Annotated in this window: 15 protein-coding genes; 10 read left to right on the top strand and 5 right to left on the bottom strand. The window is 54.3% G+C overall.

Going from position 1 to position 14,213, the window contains the following annotated elements:
* Positions 1–8 precede the first annotated feature (8 nt).
* The 6 genes from FHW66_RS13135 to cobA all read left to right on the top strand — a co-directional run bounded on the left by FHW66_RS13135 (position 9) and on the right by cobA (position 6,180).
* Complete coding sequence (locus FHW66_RS13135; RefSeq protein WP_183380261.1) at positions 9–1,703, top strand: nitrite/sulfite reductase; 1,695 nt, start codon at positions 9–11, stop codon at positions 1,701–1,703.
* Positions 1,696–2,223: a DUF934 domain-containing protein gene (locus tag FHW66_RS13130; RefSeq protein ID WP_183380260.1), complete on the top strand. Its 528-nt coding sequence runs from the start codon at positions 1,696–1,698 to the stop codon at positions 2,221–2,223. The genes FHW66_RS13135 and FHW66_RS13130 overlap by 8 nt, the downstream gene beginning before the upstream one ends.
* Positions 2,224–2,249: 26 nt before the next feature.
* On the top strand, positions 2,250–2,981 hold the full coding sequence (locus FHW66_RS13125; RefSeq protein WP_183380259.1) for a phosphoadenylyl-sulfate reductase: 732 nt from the start codon (positions 2,250–2,252) through the stop codon (positions 2,979–2,981).
* 78 nt (positions 2,982–3,059) lie between these two features.
* Positions 3,060–3,995 (top strand): sulfate adenylyltransferase subunit CysD, encoded by a 936-nt coding sequence (cysD, locus tag FHW66_RS13120; protein ID WP_183380258.1) that lies wholly within the window; start codon positions 3,060–3,062, stop codon positions 3,993–3,995.
* A complete protein-coding gene (locus FHW66_RS13115) occupies positions 3,995–5,326 on the top strand; it encodes a sulfate adenylyltransferase subunit 1 (protein WP_183380257.1) in 1,332 nt (443 codons plus the stop codon). Before cysD ends, FHW66_RS13115 begins: the two co-directional genes overlap by 1 nt.
* A gap of 83 nt (positions 5,327–5,409) precedes the next feature.
* A complete protein-coding gene (gene cobA / locus FHW66_RS13110) occupies positions 5,410–6,180 on the top strand; it encodes a uroporphyrinogen-III C-methyltransferase (RefSeq protein ID WP_183380256.1) in 771 nt (256 codons plus the stop codon).
* A 28-nt stretch (positions 6,181–6,208) separates the two neighbouring features.
* Here the strand turns inward: cobA and FHW66_RS13105 are convergent, their stop codons facing one another.
* The 3 genes from FHW66_RS13105 to lptF are packed head-to-tail and all read right to left on the bottom strand — an operon-like array spanning position 6,209 to position 8,860.
* Complete coding sequence (locus FHW66_RS13105) at positions 6,209–6,586, bottom strand: sirohydrochlorin chelatase (RefSeq protein WP_183380320.1); 378 nt, start codon at positions 6,584–6,586, stop codon at positions 6,209–6,211.
* Between the two features lie 13 nt (positions 6,587–6,599).
* On the bottom strand, positions 6,600–7,733 hold the full coding sequence (gene lptG / locus FHW66_RS13100) for an LPS export ABC transporter permease LptG (RefSeq protein WP_183380255.1): 1,134 nt from the start codon (positions 7,731–7,733) through the stop codon (positions 6,600–6,602).
* A gap of 14 nt (positions 7,734–7,747) precedes the next feature.
* Positions 7,748–8,860 carry an LPS export ABC transporter permease LptF gene (gene lptF / locus FHW66_RS13095; RefSeq protein ID WP_183380254.1) on the bottom strand — a complete coding sequence of 371 codons (1,113 nt, stop codon included), beginning with the start codon at positions 8,858–8,860 and terminating at the stop codon, positions 7,748–7,750.
* Between the two features lie 53 nt (positions 8,861–8,913).
* Between lptF and FHW66_RS13090 the strand changes: the two genes are divergently transcribed.
* Positions 8,914–10,437 (top strand): leucyl aminopeptidase, encoded by a 1,524-nt coding sequence (locus tag FHW66_RS13090; RefSeq protein WP_183380253.1) that lies wholly within the window; start codon positions 8,914–8,916, stop codon positions 10,435–10,437.
* A 243-nt stretch (positions 10,438–10,680) separates the two neighbouring features.
* On the opposite strand, the gene FHW66_RS13085 is transcribed toward FHW66_RS13090, so the two are convergent.
* Complete coding sequence (locus tag FHW66_RS13085; RefSeq protein ID WP_183380252.1) at positions 10,681–10,935, bottom strand: hypothetical protein; 255 nt, start codon at positions 10,933–10,935, stop codon at positions 10,681–10,683.
* 174 nt (positions 10,936–11,109) lie between these two features.
* Here FHW66_RS13085 and FHW66_RS13080 point away from each other — a divergent pair, with 174 nt between their 5' ends.
* From FHW66_RS13080 to xth, 3 genes are all read left to right on the top strand, one after another.
* Positions 11,110–11,721, top strand: a complete 612-nt coding sequence (locus FHW66_RS13080) for a S24 family peptidase (RefSeq protein ID WP_183380251.1) — start codon at positions 11,110–11,112, stop codon at positions 11,719–11,721.
* 199 nt (positions 11,722–11,920) lie between these two features.
* Positions 11,921–12,706 (top strand): MipA/OmpV family protein, encoded by a 786-nt coding sequence (locus FHW66_RS13075; protein WP_183380250.1) that lies wholly within the window; start codon positions 11,921–11,923, stop codon positions 12,704–12,706.
* Positions 12,707–12,965: 259 nt separating this feature from the next.
* On the top strand, positions 12,966–13,730 hold the full coding sequence (xth, locus tag FHW66_RS13070; RefSeq protein ID WP_183380249.1) for an exodeoxyribonuclease III: 765 nt from the start codon (positions 12,966–12,968) through the stop codon (positions 13,728–13,730).
* 53 nt (positions 13,731–13,783) lie between these two features.
* On the opposite strand, the gene FHW66_RS13065 is transcribed toward xth, so the two are convergent.
* Complete coding sequence (locus FHW66_RS13065) at positions 13,784–14,164, bottom strand: cupin domain-containing protein (protein ID WP_183380248.1); 381 nt, start codon at positions 14,162–14,164, stop codon at positions 13,784–13,786.
* Between the last annotated feature and the right edge of the window lie 49 nt (positions 14,165–14,213).

The raw sequence follows: 14,213 nt of genomic DNA, 5'->3' as shown, positions 1-14,213 counted from the left end.
ACCATAAGATGTACCGCTATGACCAGTACGATCACCTGATCGTTAATGAGCGAGTTGCACAGTACCGAGACCAAGTACGCCGCCGACTCTCCGATGAACTGATCGAGGATGAGTTCCGCATCCTGCGTCTGCAAAACGGCCTGTACCTGCAGCGCCATGCCTACATGCTGCGCATCGCCGTACCTTACGGCCTGCTTGCTTCGCGTCAGGTGCGCATGTTTGCCCACATCGCGCGCAAGTATGACCGTGGCTATGGTCACTTCACGACCCGTCAGAACATCCAGTTCAACTGGATCAAGCTGGAAGAGTCTCCCGATATTCTGGCCGAACTGGCTACGGTAGAAATGCACGCCATTCAAACGTCTGGCAATTGCATCCGTAACACAACCTCGGACGAGCTGGCTGGCGTTGCCGCTGATGAAATCGTGGATCCACGTCCCTATGCTGAACTGATTCGCGAGTGGAGCACATTCCACCCTGAATTCGCCTATCTGCCCCGCAAATTCAAGATCGCCATCAGTGGCTCTGCTGAAGACCGTGCCGCGACTGCCGTCCATGACGTCGGCTTGCACGTAATCAAGAACGACGCTGGCGAAGTCGGCTTCCGCGTGCTGGTTGGTGGCGGTATGGGACGTACACCGATTCTGGGCAGCGTGATCCGCGAGTTCCTGCCATGGAAACATGCGATGTCGTATCTGGAAGCGATTTTGCGCGTCTACAACCAATACGGCCGTCGCGACAACATGTACAAGGCGCGTATCAAGATTCTGGTCAAGGCAATCGGTGCCGAAGACTTTGCACGCCAGGTTGAAGCCGAGTGGCAAGATATCAAAGACGGTCCTTCGACCCTGACCGAAGAAGAACTGCAACGCGTCGCGCACTACTTCACCGCGCCCGATTATGCCGCTCTGCCTGCAATCGATACTGAATTTGAACAAAAGAAAGCCACCGACAAGGCCTTCGCCAACTGGCTCAAGCGCAACGTCAAGGCACACAAGGTGCCGGGCTACGCCGCCGCTATTCTGTCGTTGAAAAAGACCGGCGTACCGCCGGGCGACATCACCGCTGATCAGCTCGACTTCGTGGCAGATCTGGCCGACCGTTACAGCTTCGGTGAGCTGCGCGTGACCCACGAACAGAATCTGGTGTTGGCCGACGTCAAGCAAAGCGATCTCTACGCCTTGTGGGAAGAAGCACGTAGCCACGGTCTGGCAACCCCGAATATCGGTCTGCTTACTGACATTATCTGCTGCCCCGGTGGTGACTTCTGCTCGCTGGCCAACGCCAAGTCGATCCCAATCGCACAAGCCATCGCCGAACGCTTCGACAACATCGACTTCCAGCACGATATCGGTGAGATCGAACTCAACATCTCAGGTTGTATCAATGCCTGCGGCCACCACCATGTCGGCAACATCGGCATTCTGGGCGTCGACAAGGATGGTGCCGAGTGGTATCAGGTCTCGCTGGGCGGTGCTCAGGGCAATCAGTCGAGCATCGGCAAGATCATCGGTCCCTCGTTCTCGGCACATCAAATGCCGACGGTGATTGACCGCCTGCTGCAAGTCTACGTACAACAACGCATCGAAGACGAACGCTTCATTGACACCGTGCGCCGCATCGGTATCGCACCGTTCAAGGATTTCGTCTACGCCACCCCGATCAAAGCCGATCACGCCATTGGAGAAGACGTCTGTGCCTAATCTGATCAAAGACAAAGTCGTCATCAGCGACGACTGGACCGTACTGCGCCTCGCTGAAGGTGAAACTGCCGAGTCTGTCACGGTACCGGAAGGCAAATTCATCGTGCCACTCAACGTCTGGCAAGCGCAGCGGACGACGCTGCAAGCCCGCCCACAATTGGGTGTGTGGCTGGCCAGTGACGACCGGCCGGAAGCCCTCAAGGATGATCTGGCGCCGTTCCAGGTCATCGCCGTGGATTTCCCCAAGTTTGCCGACGGTCGTGGCTACTCGATCGCCTACAACCTGCGCGCACGCCTGGGCTACACCGGCGAGTTGCGTGCCATTGGCGATGTCTTGCGCGACCAGTTGTTCTACATGCAGCGCGTGGGCTTCAATGCCTTTGCAGTACGTGCCGACAAGAATATCCACGATGCACTGAAGGGCCTGACCGATTTTTCGGAAAAATATCAGACTTCGTGGGACGAAAAGAACCCGTTGTTCCGCCGTGCCAAGCGTGAAGCACAGCCGGCGCGCGATTGAACAGTACTCGTCAACAGGAATTGACCATGTCCGAACCAAGCTTGCCCGAGTTGATCGCACGTACCCGCGCCACGCTGGAAAAAATCGCTGCAGCGTATTCCCCTGCTGTGTTTGCTTCCAGTCTGGCTGCCGAAGATATGGTGCTGACCGACCTGATTTTGCGTCATCAGTTACCGATTGGCATCTTCACGCTGGAAACTGGCCGTCTGCACCCGGAAACACTGGCCATGATCGACCGTATCAAGGCGACCTATGGCTACGACGTTACGCCTTATCGGCCACAGCCGGAAGCGGTCAGCCAGTATGTGGAAAGTCATGGCCTCAATGGCTTCTATGACAGCGTGGAAGCGCGCAAGGAATGCTGCCGCATCCGCAAGATCGAACCTCTGAACCGGGCGCTGGCAGGCAATCGTTCATGGGTCACAGGGCAGCGGCGCGCGCAATCGGTCACTCGTGCAGCGCTTGATGTGCAGGAAAACGATCCGGCGCATAACATGGTCAAGTTCAATCCGCTTGCGGACTGGTCGGAAGAGAACGTCTGGCAATATTTGCGCGACCATGAGGTGCCTTACAATCCGCTCCACGATCAAGGCTATCCGTCGATTGGCTGTGCACCCTGTACGCGTGCCATCGAACCCGGTGAAGATGTCCGTGCCGGGCGCTGGTGGTGGGAAAATCCCGACTCCAAGGAATGTGGCTTGCATGTGGTGGATGGCAAACTGATCCGCATCAAATCTCAGTCTGCCGATGCCTCGTGAAGCGCAGATCATGCACGGTATGAGTAATGCCAGTCACAAACGAATAAAAGCAATCCGACTTGAACCGAAGGTCACCGTATGAACACTGCAGTTGAACAACTTTTTCTCGACAACGCCAGCAACCGTCATCTGGACTGGCTGGAATCCGAGGCCATTCATATCATGCGCGAAGTCGCGGCGGAGTGCAGCAACCCTGCACTGCTGTTCTCGGGTGGTAAGGACTCGGTCGTCTTGCTGCGCATCGCAGAGAAGGCCTTTCGTCCGGGGAAATTCCCATTCCCGCTGGTGCACATTGATACCGGCCATAACTTCTCTGAAGTCATTACGTTCCGCGACCAGCGTGCTGCCGAACTGGGCGAACGTCTGATCGTTCGTTCGGTCGAGGATTCGATCAAGCGTGGCACCGTGCGCCTGCGCAACCCGCAGACGGATTCGCGCAATGCCGCGCAAGCGGTGACATTGCTGGAAACCATTGAAGAATTCAAGTTTGACGCCTGTATTGGCGGCGCACGACGCGATGAAGAAAAAGCGCGTGCCAAGGAACGGATTTTTTCCTTCCGTGACGAATTCGGGCAATGGAATCCCAAGGCACAACGTCCGGAATTGTGGGACCTCTACAATACGCGCGTTCACCCTGGTGAAAACATGCGTGTGTTCCCGATCTCCAACTGGACCGAACTGGATGTCTGGCAATATATCGCCCGCGAAAAGTTGGCACTGCCACCGATCTATTTTGCCCACGAACGCCAGGTCATCCCTCGCAATGGCTTGCTGGTACCACTGACCGACCTCACGCCTGCCAAAGAGGGAGAAACTGTGGAAAGCCGCGTAGTGCGCTTCCGCACGGTCGGTGATATTTCCTGCACCTGCCCGGTGGCCTCGGATGCCAGCTCGATCGAAGCCATCATTGCCGAAACGGCGGTCACGCAAATCACCGAACGCGGCGCGACCCGCATGGATGACCAGACCTCCGAAGCGTCGATGGAAAAACGTAAAAAAGAAGGATATTTCTGATGAATGCCGCTGTTGCCGAAACCAACCTCAATACCTCCGCTAGTCAGCACGAGCGCGGTCTGCTGCGCTTCATCACTGCTGGTTCGGTCGATGATGGCAAGAGCACACTGATTGGCCGCCTGCTGTTCGACAGCAAAGGTATCTTCGCCGACCAGCTCGACGCCATTTCGCGTGCCAAGCACAAGCGTACCGTGGGTGACACCATTGACCTGTCGCTGCTCACCGATGGCCTCGAAGCCGAGCGTGAACAAGGCATCACCATCGATGTGGCCTACCGCTATTTCGCCACGCCCAAGCGCAAGTTCATCATTGCTGACACCCCGGGGCATGAGCAGTACACCCGCAATATGGTCACTGGTGCTTCAACTGCGGATGCAGTGATCATTCTGATTGATGTGTCCAAGGTCAAGCTGGGTGACGATGGTAGTGTCGAATTGCTGACCCAGACCAAGCGCCACTCCACCATTGCCCATTTACTACAAATTCAGCATGTGGTGGTGGCCGTCAACAAGATGGATCTGGTCAACTACGATCAACGTACCTACGACCGCATCGTAGCCGCTTATCAGGACTTCGCTGCGCAGCTCGGCCTGCAGGATGTACGACCAATCCCGCTGTCTGCGCTGGCCGGCGACAATGTGGTCAGCCGCGGTGACAAACTCGACTGGTATCAGGGACCGACTCTGATTGAATTGCTGGAATCCCTCTCCGTGTATGAAGATGCGCACGCTGAGCCGTTCCGTTTTCCGGTACAACTGGTGGCACGCCACAATGGCCATGAAGCCAACGATTTCCGCGGCTACATGGGCCGGATTGAGGCAGGCAAGGTCACCCGTGGCGACAAGCTGATAGTACAACCTGGCGGCCAGACTGCCACCGTCAAGGATATTCTGACGCTCGATGGTTCGCTGGAGCAAGCCAGTGCCGGACAATCAGTCACGATTTTGCTGGAGGAATACCTCGATATCTCGCGTGGCGACATGCTGGCATCCGCCGAGAACGCTCCCAGCCTGCTCAAAACTGTCATTGCGGATCTCTGCTGGCTGTCGGAAGATGCACTGGACCCGCGCCGCAAATACTGGCTCAAGCACACGACCAAACAGGTTGCTGCCCGCGTTGCCAAAGTCGATACCTTGCTCGATATCAATACCCAGCAGCGTCATGCTGCCGAGTCGCTCAAGCTCAACGATATTGCCCGTGTCTCGATCAATGTGCAGCAAGCCATTGCGGCCGATTCCTATGCCCAGATCCGCGCGACAGGTGCCTTTATCCTGATCGATGAAGTCACACATCAGACCGTTGCCGCTGGCATGATCCGTCTGGATGCCTGATAATCTCTGCTGCGCCGTTTCCGGGTTCGGGAACGGCGGTTGCAGTCACTGTGCCTGGCTGCCAATTCCTTCTTTTTGATCGCATGTCCCAGCCTACTTCGCCCAATCCTGTCTCGTCCACCATCTTGGCCGTCGGCAAGGTTTATCTGATTGGGGCTGGTCCTGGCGCGGCCGACCTGATTACGGTGCGCGGTGCACGTCTGCTAGCGCAGGCTGATGCGGTGCTGTACGACGCCTTGGTTACCGAAGACATGCTGGCATTATGTCCGCAGGCCGTTAAAATTGCCGTTGGTAAACGTAGCGGACAACGCTCTACCGCGCAACCGGTAATCAATCAGCGTCTGGTAGAAAGTGCCCAACAATACCGTATGGTGGTGCGTCTGAAGGGGGGCGATCCGATGTTGTTTGGTCGCGCCGATGAAGAGTTACGAGCACTCGATGCTGCGAACATCACTTACGAAATCGTGCCCGGCATTACCGCCGCTCTGGCAGCAGCCTCCTCGGCACAACGCCCGCTGACAAAACGGGGGATCGCACGCAGTGTGTCGCTGTTCACCTCCAGCACCGCGCCGGATGAGCCGGAGGAGTTCATCATGCCCAATGGCGATACGCTGGTGCAGTATATGGGTGGTCGGGAAGCGACGGCAACCGCGCAACGACTGCTGTCCTTGGGTTACCCGCGCACAACGCCGGTGGTAGTCGTCGAAAATTGCAGTCGCGAAGATGAACATATTCTGGACTTGCAACTGGGAACCCTGGAACAAGGCTTAGCGGCCTGTAGCGGCCCGGTTCTGGTGATGATCGGCGAGGCGCTGGCGCCCCGACCAGTGACCAGCAACGAGAATCAGAAATAACAAGACTGAAAACAACCAGGAAAGTCGCCTATTCGTCCTGCGCGGTCGTCACACAATACTGTGCTAACGCCTGCAGCACGCCGGCGTCTTCACCCGCTGCTGCGGCAATCTTGAAGACAACGCTCGGGTAAGTCTGGCGTAATTGCTCGATCAAGAGCGGCAAATCCCGTCGCACATGCCCTCCTTGCCCCAAAAACACTGGCACGACGGTAACCTGGCGTATCCCTGCGGCGACTAATTTTTCTACTTCTTCTGGCAAAGATGGCTTCATCAGTTCAAGGAAAGCCAGCTCCACAGTCACGTCAGGCAAACTGATCTGACTGATCGATTGCAGCCGACGGAACGGCTCTGCCCAGGCCGGATCGCGGGCCCCGTGGGCAAACAGAATCAGAGCTTGTTGGATCATCATTGCATTTGCCTTAGCGCCGATCCACCCAACGTAACGCTCCCACTGCAAAGAACATGAACAAAATGCTCGGCAGAGAAGCGGTCACCGGGGCAGGCCAGCTGTTGAGTAATCCCAGATGAGAAAACAGGTTGTTGATCAATTGAAAGCAGACGCCGATCATGATACCGGTAAAAATCTTGAGGCTGACGCCACCAGCGCGAAAATGCAGGTAGGCAAAAGGCAACGCCAACGCCATCATGACGAAAATCGACAGTGGGTACACCACCTTCTTCCAGAAGGCGATTTCATAGCGTTCGGTGCGCTGATTATTGGCTTGCAGATGCTTGGTGTAGGCCCGAAGATCATAGGCCGACATGTGATCAGGGTCGGCAAACAGCACCGAGAGAATCTCGGGCGTCACCTCAGAGACAAAGCTGAATGTCTTGAGTCGCTCGGTAGCAATCGGCGAAGTGATATCACGTGCCTTATGATCAAAGATGAAGGTGGTGCGCTCCACATCGGATAATTGCCAGACATGATCATTCTGGTAAGCACCTTCAGCGGCCACGATCATGTCGGACAGGTGAAAGTCCTGGTCCAGTTCGTAAATTTTTACGCCATACAGATGACCATTGCCGGTGATCCGCTGAATATTCAGGAAGCGGGTGCCGACAATACTGCCGTCAAGCCCCTTGTCCTTAATCACATCCTTGGCCCACAAGCCAGAACGAAATTGCTGCGATAACGACGAACCTTGGGCTTGCAACTTGAGCTTCTGTCCTATTTCGGTGGTCTTTGGCGCAACCAGTTCACCGAACAGGATCGTGAAAATGGCAAAGCCCAAACCAATTTTGGCGAGTGCTTTTGCCGCCATGCGCGTCGACATGCTGGAGACCCGCATGATCGTAAATTCAGAGCTGGCAGCAAACTGCGACAAGGCATAAATGGTCCCGATCAGCACCGCAATCGGCATCAGCTCATAGACGTTACCAGGCAAGCCCAAAGCGACAAAGAGCAGCGCATCATGGAGTTGATAGCCATTGCGACCGACCGATTCCAATTCCCCCATCAACTCGAAAAATGCGAACAGCGCCAGAAACGCAGCCAGTGCGAAAGCAACCGAGCGGACGATTTCCGTGGTGATATAACGTTGTATAACTCTCATCTGTTGCGTCGTTTCTACTTGCGCCCGTAGCGCAAGTTGGACCACATCGTGGCAGGGTGATAGCGACTATTGACTTTAAGACGCCAGAAAAAGAGAGCAACCACAATCGCTGCCACCACCAGATGAACCGGCCACCATCCCAGCATGAATGACATTCGTCCCTGCGACACCGACGACTGGAATACGCTGACAGTATTACTGTAGAGGACGAACAGCAGCAATGCCACCAGCAATCCGATTGAGCGCCCTGCGCGGGGATTGACAAAGGAGAGCGGAATGGCCAGCAGCATCAGGGTCATCGACATGATCGGCAATGCCATACGCCATAGCAATTCACCACGGCTGAAGCTGCTATTCTGGGTGAACAGGTCCCAACTGGTCTGAACCCGTACTGACTTCTCACCTTCGGTCACCGGAGACTGTCCGCCAGTGAGCAAACCGTAGTGTTCAAATTCGATCATCTGGAAATCTGGCTCTGTCGGTGAGCCGTCGTAGCGACGCCCCTTGTTCATGACGACAAATTTCTCGCCATCAGCGTCAACCTGCATCTCCCCTTCCTTGGCCACCACAATGCTGGTTTTGCCATTATTGAAGGTATTGACGAAGACATTCTTGACCTTGGTCGAATCACCGGAAATGCCTTCCACAAAGAAGATCCGGTTAGCCACGGCTGATTCCTGGAACTTGCCCGGAGAAACGCGGGCAATATCGTCGCGTTTCTCAAAGCGTTCACGGAACTTGGCACTTTGCTGGTTCGCCCAAGGCGTCACGACAAAACTGAGCACGGTCGTCAGGACGATGATAGGCCAGCCAAAACGTAGGACTGGTTTGATCCAGCGTGTCAGACTCAGCCCGCAGGCAAACCAGACCACCATTTCGGAATCCTGGTAACTACGTGTAACCACCAGCAATACAGATATAAATCCTGTCAGAATAAGAATCACAGGGAGATAGTTCAAGGCCTGAAAACCAATCAGTGCCATGACATCCTGCGAGCTGACCTGCCCCCCGGCGGCCTGACCAAGGATCTTGATCAGCATCACCGTGAGAGTAATGGTAAATAGCGTCGTGAACACTGCGCCGGCGGTGCTCATCAATTCGCGTCGAAGAGCGCGCTCAAAAATCATTCGGGGCTTATAATCGCGAAGGTAAATTAATCAAAGCAAACTAAGGATAAACGATGGACTTTAGCATAAAAACATTGGACGTAAAAACCTCTGTCGCCGCTTTGAAGACCGGTACGCTGGTCGTCGGCATCTTTGAAAACCGCAAACTGACAAGCGCTGCAGCGGCGCTTGACCAAACTGGACAGATTGCCGCCGCACTGAAATCGGGGGATATCACCGGCAAGCCGGGCTCCTCCCTGTTACTGCGCGGCCTGACTGGCGTTACTGCCGAGCGTGTACTGCTGGTTGGCCTCGGTGAAGAAGGCGAGATTGCCGAGAAGAGTTTCTTTGCTGCAAGCCAGGCCGTCGTACGGGCACTGGCAACAATCGGTGGTGGCGATGCCATACTGGCGCTGCCCTTTGAAACCATCAAGGGACGTGACCAAGCCTGGGCGATCCGCACACTGGTCGTGGCAGCGCGCGATAACCATTATCGCTCGGACACGATGAAGAGCAAGAAGGACACCGTGACCGGTGGTGTCAGAAAATTTACCTTCGGTGTGGCCGCCGCATCCTCGACAGACGCAAAATCTGCGCTGGCAGAAGCAGTGGCGTTGGCCAATGGCATGGAACTGACCAAGGAACTGGGTAACCTGCCTGGTAACGTCTGCACGCCAAGCTATCTTGCCAATGTCGCCAAGAAACTGGCCAAGGACTTCAAACTGGGAGTTGAAGTACTGGATCGCAAGCAGCTCGAAGCACTCAAGATGGGAAGCTTTCTGTCGGTCACCAATGGCAGCGACGAACCACCAAAGTTCATCGTTCTCAAGCATCTGGGCGGCAAAGTCAAGGACGCACCAACTGTTCTGGTCGGCAAGGGCATCACCTTCGATACCGGTGGTATTTCACTCAAGCCTGGTCCGGGCATGGATGAGATGAAGTACGACATGTGTGGCGCTGCCTCCGTGCTGGGAACGTTCCGGGCGATTGCAGAGCTACAGCTGAAACTCAACGTGATCGGCGTCATTCCGACCTGCGAGAACATGCCTTCTGGACGCGCCACCAAACCGGGCGATATCGTCACATCGATGTCGGGGCAAACGATCGAAGTCCTCAATACCGACGCTGAAGGTCGCCTGATTCTGTGCGATGCCCTCACTTATGTGGAACGCTTCAAACCGGCCGCCGTGGTCGACATCGCGACTTTGACAGGTGCATGCGTGGTGGCACTGGGTCATCACAACAGCGGCCTGTTTACGCGCGAGGATGAAGCCCACGATCAACTCGCGGCTGAATTGCTGGCCGCAGGTAAGCATAGTGGTGATACGGCATGGCGTATGCCGATTCAGGATGCCTATCAGGAACAGCTTAAATCCAACTTCGCTGACATCGCCAATATCGGCGGACAACCGGCCGGTAGCGTGACAGCAGCCTGCTTCCTGGAACGATTTACCAAGAAATACACCTGGGCCCACCTCGATATTGCTGGTACTGCCTGGCGCGGCGCAGCGAGTAAAGGTGCAACGGGGCGTCCAGTACCACTGCTGACCACGTTTCTGCTTGAGCGCGCGAAAGCAGGACAGAAACCACGACTCTGATCATCCGCTTGACGTACTGCGAAGTAGCTTGCTCAGTACGTTGATGCCTGGATCAGGATCACGATATTGATTGCTGTTAGGCCGGCAAGCCACCAACTAAAGTCGTGAACTTAAGCCGTCACTTTACGTGACGGCTTTTTTATTTGTGGTGACCTGTCTCTATGTACTTTGCCTTGAACGTCGTCACACTTTTACTCTTATATTTCTCTGATTTTATTCTCGTTTTGCTCTTATTTTTTTCGTTCATCCGAGCTCAGAGCGACTACTCAACTCTTCCACTGCCAACTCTGGCCATACTTTTTCCCAATCATTCGGGAACAAGGATTTTCGCGTAATTATGCCACCCGATTCACGCTCGATACAGACCGCAATCTTCGGTGAACAGGGGCGATTGCCATAACCGATCTGGCGCAGATACTCGAAGGAAGTCTCACAATGTACAGCCAGTCTCGCACGAGACTCAGGAGATAACGAGTTAAGAAATTGCAAAAGTGTCATGCCCCTCAATGTAGCATTACTTATTGTCAAGTCAAGCAAAAGTTAGTTTACCATTTGGTAAATGTGAGTTCCAATGAGCTCATGAATATGCATGAACACCGACGAAAACGCCTGATTGCCCTGCTCCAGGATCGCTACCAAAATAATCGTAGACAGTTCTGTGATGACAGCAATTTGAGCGAATCTCGCCTAGGCCAACTCCTGTCGCCAACGTATCGTGGTGGCCAGGGTTTTGGCGAAAAGGCAGCACGCCGACTTGAAAAACGTCTCGGCCTCAATCCACTCTATTTTGAATTGCTGATGATCGGAGAAACTTCCGCGCATCTTGCATACCGTAGTCAAGCCAACAGTGGAGAAAATGTCGATGACATGATCTTCATCCGGCAGGTCAGCCTGATTCTCAAACCGGGTGCCAGTCATCCTGACATTGCCGAGGTCAAGCAGGCCGATGCTGTGTTGAGCCTGCACCGTAACTGGCTTAATGGTCACAGCCTGGTGCCTGAGCATCTGATTGCCATCGCAATCGAAGATGCAGGTATGTATCCACGTCTGGCGGCCGGCGATATTGTGGTCATCGATACCGCCAGTACCGAACCGATTGATAACGGAATATTTTTACTCAACGTCAATGGTGCGGTATTCGTCAGACGTCTTATCCTTGATCTGGGTCAGTGGTATGTCAGCGCGGACAATCCCAACCGCAAGCATTATCAACGCCAGCCGTTCGACACGGATACTAGTGAAGTATTGGGACGCGTTGTATTTCATGCCGGAGCATTTATTTAGTTCGACTGCGGCACAAAATAATGACAACGGTAGCCGCTCACAGCACCAAATGTGTCATACCTGCGACGTTGATGGCACAAATTAACATCAAGATCAAACGACGGACTGTTCCACTCCACTAGCCAATAGTCAAGACTGGAACTCCCATGTTAGGCTCTCGTCTGCTCAACGACAGATGAATCAGACGAAAGTGCCTGCCATGTTAAAACCCCTTCTGTGTGTCGCTTTTCTACTGTTGGCGCAACAAGCGCTGGCACAGCAATCCGCACCTTCAGACCCGGCCGTGACAAGCTCGCCCACCACTTCGCCGACCGATCTGACCGATCACTATGTCGGCGATCTCGGCTTGGGGGCCATTCGCATGGATCAGAATGTGCTCGGCAAAAAAGCTACGGTATCTCCGCTGCCATACATCTATGGCGATTACGGACGTTTCTTTGGTCGTCTCGATACCTTTGGCGTCAAGACCTTGCAAATGGGCGATGGTTATCTTGAGTTTTCAACGCGCATCAATTTCGATGGCCATGATGCATCGAATGGACTGCAGCGGCGTAATGATGCGATACCGCTGGGTATCGGCACCTACCAGGAAACGCCTTTCGGTGCCTTCTTCCTGAATGGCTTTTATGACGTAGGTAGCTCACACGGGAGCTTTTTCGAAGCGATTTATGCTGTAGAGCTCGATGCAGGTGCACTGGCAGTCTATCCGCAAATCGGTGCCGTGCGCCAGAGCGCCAGCTACAACAACTATTTCTACGGCGTGACCTCGGCCGAATCGGCTGCCAGTGGTTATCGCGCTTACAGCGGCAGCGCTTCTACCAACACCATTCTGGCGCTAAGTGCCGAGTATTCAATTACACCAACCTGGGTCGCCAATATCACCTTGCGCCGCACCTGGCTTGGTCGAGGCATTACCAATAGTCCTATCGTCAATCGCAACATTGAAAATCTTGGCTTCGTAACACTCAGTTATCGCTTCAAATAAACTCAACAACGCCTCCGATACGAGGCGTTTTTTACACAGTCATTCGCTTGAAATCGCCTATGCATTACCAACGCCAGTGCGATCAACGATCTACCGCATCCGTTCGACCGCTTCTACCAGTTCGATACCATCCGCGGCTTCAGTAAAAATCAGACTAGTTGCGGTACTATCTCGCTTTGTTTTGACCGAGGAACGTGACAGCCATCGCTGGCGGTCAGGAGCCGTTGCATTCCTCTCAATTTAAGGCCTTGCACTATCCATGAAAATCGCTACCTGGAACGTTAACTCACTGAAAGTACGCCTGCCACAAGTCCTCCAATGGCTCACTGACAACCCGGTTGACGTGCTATGTCTGCAGGAAACCAAATTGACCGACGATAAATTCCCCGTCGCCGAAATCAATGCAGCTGGTTATCAAGTCGTCTACACCGGTCAAAAGACCTATAACGGCGTAGCCATCCTGTCGCGCCATGAGATCACCGACGTGGTCAAGAACAATCCCTTGTTTGACGATGAGCAACAGCGCATCATCGCCGCCACCATTGAAGGTATGCGCATAGTCTGCGCCTACATCCCCAATGGGCAGGCTCCCGATTCAGATAAATTTCAATACAAACTGAAATGGCTGGCAGCACTGCATACCTGGCTGGCACAGGAGCAACAACAACACGCCAAACTGGCTTTATTGGGCGATTACAACATCGCGCCGGAAGATCGTGACGTGCACGACCCTGCCGCCTGGGTCGGACAGAATCTGGTTTCGCCTGAAGAACGTGCGGCCTTCCAGCAGTTGCTGGACATGGGCTTCAGCGATTCCTTCCGCCAGTTCGAGCAAGCAGAGAAGCTGTTCAGCTGGTGGGATTATCGACAAATGGGATTCCGCCTCAATCGCGGCATGCGAATCGACCATATCCTGCTGAGCGCACCACTGGCAGCGCAATGCACCGCCTGCGTGATCGACAAGATACCGCGCAAATGGGAACAGCCATCGGATCACGCGCCAGTTGTGGCGACGCTGAGCTAAGTGAATACACCGCCCACGCAACTATAAGTGGGCGGCGACGCAGCAAAATGGCATCATATCCAGACATCATTGGCACGTGTGCGTTCGTTATTTTCGCTACCGGTATTGATCACACCACGTGGCTCAACAAGCAAGACACTAACTTCACTCTCTGCAAACGGCTTGTGCTCGACCCCTTTGGGTACAACAAACATGTCACCACTGGATAAATGCACTGCGCCATCGCGAAAATCGATGCGCAACTGGCCGTCGAGAATAATAAATACCTCATCAGTGTCAGCGTGGGCATGCCAAATGAAATCCCCTTCCAGTTTGGCTAGTTTGAATTGATAGTCGTTCATTTCGGCGATCACGCGCTGCGACCATTGCTCACTGAACAAAGAAAGCTTCTGCTTGAAATTGATTGCTTGAAATGTTGTTGGCTGCTTGACCATGAGCACTCCGGATGAAAAAGAAAACCCGAGAGTACGTCATGCCTGATAA

The sequence above is a fragment of the Herbaspirillum sp. Sphag64 genome, assembly GCF_014192645.1.
In the GTDB taxonomy this organism is placed as follows: domain Bacteria; phylum Pseudomonadota; class Gammaproteobacteria; order Burkholderiales; family Burkholderiaceae_D; genus Herbaspirillum.
Note: the sequence above shows the minus strand (reverse complement) of the source record. Positions and strands in the feature narration are given on the sequence as shown.